This is a genomic window from Streptomyces sp. 5-10 (genome assembly GCF_014712245.1).
In the GTDB taxonomy this organism is placed as follows: domain Bacteria; phylum Actinomycetota; class Actinomycetes; order Streptomycetales; family Streptomycetaceae; genus Streptomyces; species Streptomyces violaceusniger.
The window spans coordinates 1-4112 of record NZ_JACVYG010000160.1 but is presented as its reverse complement, the minus strand read 5'-3'; the positions used below and the strand labels follow the sequence as shown (position 1 = coordinate 4112).

The window sequence follows — 4112 nt, the reverse complement described above, 5'->3', positions numbered from 1 at the left end:
GCGGTGCTGTTCGGGCCGGGTGTGGAGTGGCTGGCCGAGCACGGTCAAGTGACACGCTTCGTGGAACTGGGACCCGATGGCGTTCTGACCGCCATGGCCCACAACTGCCTCGCCCACCACAACGACCCTGGTTCCGGCGACGAGCCGGAGGTCATCCCCTCCCTGCGCCGGGATCAGTCCGAGGTCAATGCCGTACTCACCTGCCTGGCACGGCAGTTCACCACCGGCGCCCCCATCGACTGGACCCCTGCACTCGGCGGCAGCGACAGCAGCGCCCCGCAGGCCCGCCTGGACCTGCCCACCTACGCCTTCCAACGTCAACGCTACTGGCCCGAGGCACAGGCGAAGGTCGTCGAAGGCCCGACCACGACGGCGTCGGCGAAAGAGTCGCGCTTCTGGTCTGCCGTGGATGAGGAGGACACCGACGCCGTATCCGCCCTTCTGGGACTGGCGGGCGACGAACGCGAGCCTGGGTTCCATGAGGTTCTGCCCGTGCTGGCGGATTGGCATCGTAGGGAGAACCGGCGCTCCACGGTCAATGACTGGCGCTATCGGGTCGTATGGAAGCCGATCGTCGAGACCGGAGCGAGTGGCGGCGCTGCCCCGACGCTCACCGGGACGTGGCTTGCTGTGATCCCTGCTGGATCCCGCGGCATGACGACGTGGGTGCACGATGCCCTCACGGAATTGGCTCGCAGCGGGGCGTCCGTGGTGCCCCTCGAGGTCTCCGCCAGCGCTGGAGCCGACCGGGCGGCCCTTGCCGAGGACATTCGTGCGGCCGTCGCCCGTCATGACGCCGAGGAGGGCACTGAGGGTGGCACGACCTCGGTGGCCGGGGTGCTGTCGTTCCTGGCCTTGGACGAAGGACCGGGACCCGTTCACCCAGTGGCACCAGCCGGCGCGGCGGCGACACTGACCCTCGTCCACGCGCTGAGCGATCTCGATATGGACCTGCCCCTTTGGCTGATGACCAGGGGCGCTGTCGCGGTCGGCCGTTCCGATGCGCTGCCCTCGCCACTGCAGTCGATGGTGTGGGGACTCGGCAGGGTCATCGGCCTCGAACACCCCCAGTGGTGGGGTGGTCTGATCGACCTGCCGGACGTACTGGATGACCGAGCGGCACGGCGGTGGCTTGCTGCCCTCGCTTCCTCCGCCGGTGAGGACCAGGTCGCGATTCGGACGTCGGGAGCCTTCGTACGGCGCCTCGTCCGGGCCCGGACGGGAGAGTCCAGTGCCGCGTTCGGCGGGGCCTGGCGGCCGCGTGGCACGGTGCTGATCACAGGTGGCACCGGTGCGTTGGGCGGGCATGTCGCTCGTTGGCTGGCCGAGGCGGGAGCGGCACACCTTCTCTTGGTCAGCAGGCGCGGGCCCGCGGCTGCGGGAGCAGCTGAGTTGGTGGCCGAGCTGGAGGCCGCGGGAGCCTCGGTGACCGTGGCCGCATGTGATGTCGCCGACCGGGAAGCGGTACGTGCTCTGCTGGCCACTCTTCCCGACGAACACCCGCTGTCCGCGATCGTGCACACCGCCGGGTCAGGCGGCGACCTTCGACCGGTGGTCGAGACCGGCTTGGAGAGCTTCGCCGACGTGCTCGATGCGAAGGTGACAGGCGCGCGGTGCCTCCATGAGCTGACTCGGGAGATGGAGCTCGACGCCTTCGTGCTGTTCTCCTCGGCCGCCGCTACCTGGGGGAGCGGCGGGCAGGGCAGTTACGCGGCCGCCAACGCCTACCTCGATGCTCTGGCCGAACACCGCAGGGCCCTCGGCCTGGCCGGGACCTCGATCGCATGGGGTGCGTGGGCCGACGCCGGCATGGCGGTGGTCGACGCCGCTGAAGAGATGGTGCGCCGCCGCGGACTGCGGTCGATGCCACCGGAACTGGCTGTCGTGGCGTTGCAGCAGGTATGGGACTCGGGTGATCCATCGGTGACTGTGGCCGATGTGGACTGGGAGCGCTTTGTCCCTGGATTCACCGCGGCCCGCAATCGCCCGCTGCTGCTGGATCTCCCGGAGGCGGCCCGGGCGCTCGAGGAGACTCGTTCGTCGGCGGGGGAGAAGACGTCTGCCTGGCTGACGCAGCTCGCTGAGGCTTCTGCTGAGGAACGGGAGCGGTTGCTGCTCGGGCTGGTTCGCACCCATGTCGCGGCCGTTTTGAATTACGGCGACTCCGGAGATATCGCCGCGAACCGTGCTCTGAAGGACCTTGGATTCGATTCCCTGACGGCAGTCGAGCTGCGTAACCGGCTCAATGCGGTTACCGGGCTGGCCTTGCCCACCACAGTGGTTTTCGACCATCCCACCCCTGCTGCTCTTGTCGCCCATCTTCGGGCGCGACTCTTCGGGGAAAAGGGAGGTGAAACCTCCGGCAGGCGGCCCCTGGGCACGCCTCCAGGAGGTCAGGCGGAGGACGATGCCTGCACTGACCCCGTCGTCATCGTGGGGGCAGCGTGCCGGTACCCGGGCGGGGTGGGTTCGCCCGAGCAGTTGTGGGACCTGATAGCCGGTGGGGTGGACGCGATCTCCGGGTTCCCCTCCGACCGTGGCTGGGACCTTGAGAGTCTCTACGACCCGGATCCCGACCGGTCCGGGAAGACCTATGCGATGAGCGGCGGATTCCTCGACGACGTGGCGGGCTTCGATGCGGAGTTCTTCGGGATTTCTCCGCGCGAGGCGTCGGCCATGGATCCGCAGCAGCGGCTGCTTCTGGAGACGTCCTGGGAGGCCATAGAAACTGCTGGGATCAACCCTTCCGAACTGACGGGAACGCCCGTCGGCGTGTTCATCGGAGCCAATAACCAGGATTACCTGACTCGCTTCTCGACCGTGCCGAGCGGCGCTGACGGATATGTGATGACCGGCAATACGGCCAGTGTGATGTCCGGGCGTGTGGCGTATGTGTTTGGTCTTGAGGGTCCTGCGGTGACGGTGGATACGGCGTGTTCGTCGTCGTTGGTGGCGTTGCATCAGGCGAGTGTGGCGTTGCGCAGTGGTGAGTGTTCGATGGCGTTGGCCGGTGGTGTGGCGGTGATGTCGACTCCGGGGACGTTTGTGGAGTTCTCCCGACAGCGTGGCCTGGCGGCCGACGGCCGCTGCAAGGCGTATGGCGAGGCGGCGGATGGCACCGGCTGGGGTGAGGGTGTCGGTGTGTTGTTGTTGGAGCGGTTGTCGGATGCTCGGGCGCGTGGGCATCGGGTGTTGGCGGTGGTGCGTGGTTCGGCGGTGAATCAGGATGGGGCGTCGAATGGGTTGACGGCGCCGAATGGTCCGTCGCAGGAGCGGGTGATCCGGCAGGCGCTTGCTAGTGCGCGGTTGTCGGCGGCGGATGTGGATGCGGTCGAGGGTCATGGGACGGGTACGACGCTGGGTGATCCGATTGAGGCGCAGGCGCTGCTGGCTACGTATGGGCAGGGCCGTGAGGCTGGTCGTCCGTTGTGGCTGGGGTCGTTGAAGTCGAACATCGGGCATACGCAGGCGGCTGCTGGTGTGGGTGGTGTGATCAAGATGGTCATGGCCCTGAACCGGGAGGTGTTGCCACGCACGTTGCATGTGGATCGGCCGTCGTCGCACGTGGATTGGGATGCGGGCGCGGTTGAGCTGCTGACCGATCCTGTGGCCTGGCCGCGTGGAGAGCGGGTGCGGCGGGCTGGTGTGTCCTCTTTCGGCGTGTCCGGGACGAATGCGCACGTCATCCTTGAAGAAGCGCCGGTGGAGGAGGCCTCGGGTGTGGAGGTGGTTTCCGCTGGGGGTGGTGTGGCGTCTGTGGTGGTGCCGTGGGTGGTGTCGGGGCGTAGTGCGGGGGCGTTGGCGGCTCAGGCGGGTCGGCTGTTGGAGTATGTGCGTGCTGCTCAGGCTGATGGTGGTGGCGTGGATGCGGTGGGTGTGGGGCGTGCGCTGGTGGGTTCGCGTGCGGTGTTTGAGCATCGGGCGGTGGTTCTTGGTTCGGATGTGGAGGAGCTTGAGGCTGGGCTTAAGGGGCTGACGGAGGGCGACACCACGAGCGGTGTGATTGCGGGGCGTGTGCGGTCGGGTGGGCGTGTGGCGGTGTTGTTCTCTGGTCAGGGGAGTCAGCGGGCTGGGATGGGGCGGGAGTTGTATGACGCCTTTCCTGTGTTCGC

At 67.6% G+C, this 4112-nt stretch carries 1 protein-coding gene; it reads left to right on the top strand.

All coding sequences use genetic code 11. The features are described 5' to 3' along the window. Window positions 1-4112: type I polyketide synthase (locus IEJ02_RS47535; RefSeq protein ID WP_191070467.1), on the top strand; the 4112-nt coding region annotated here is incomplete at both ends.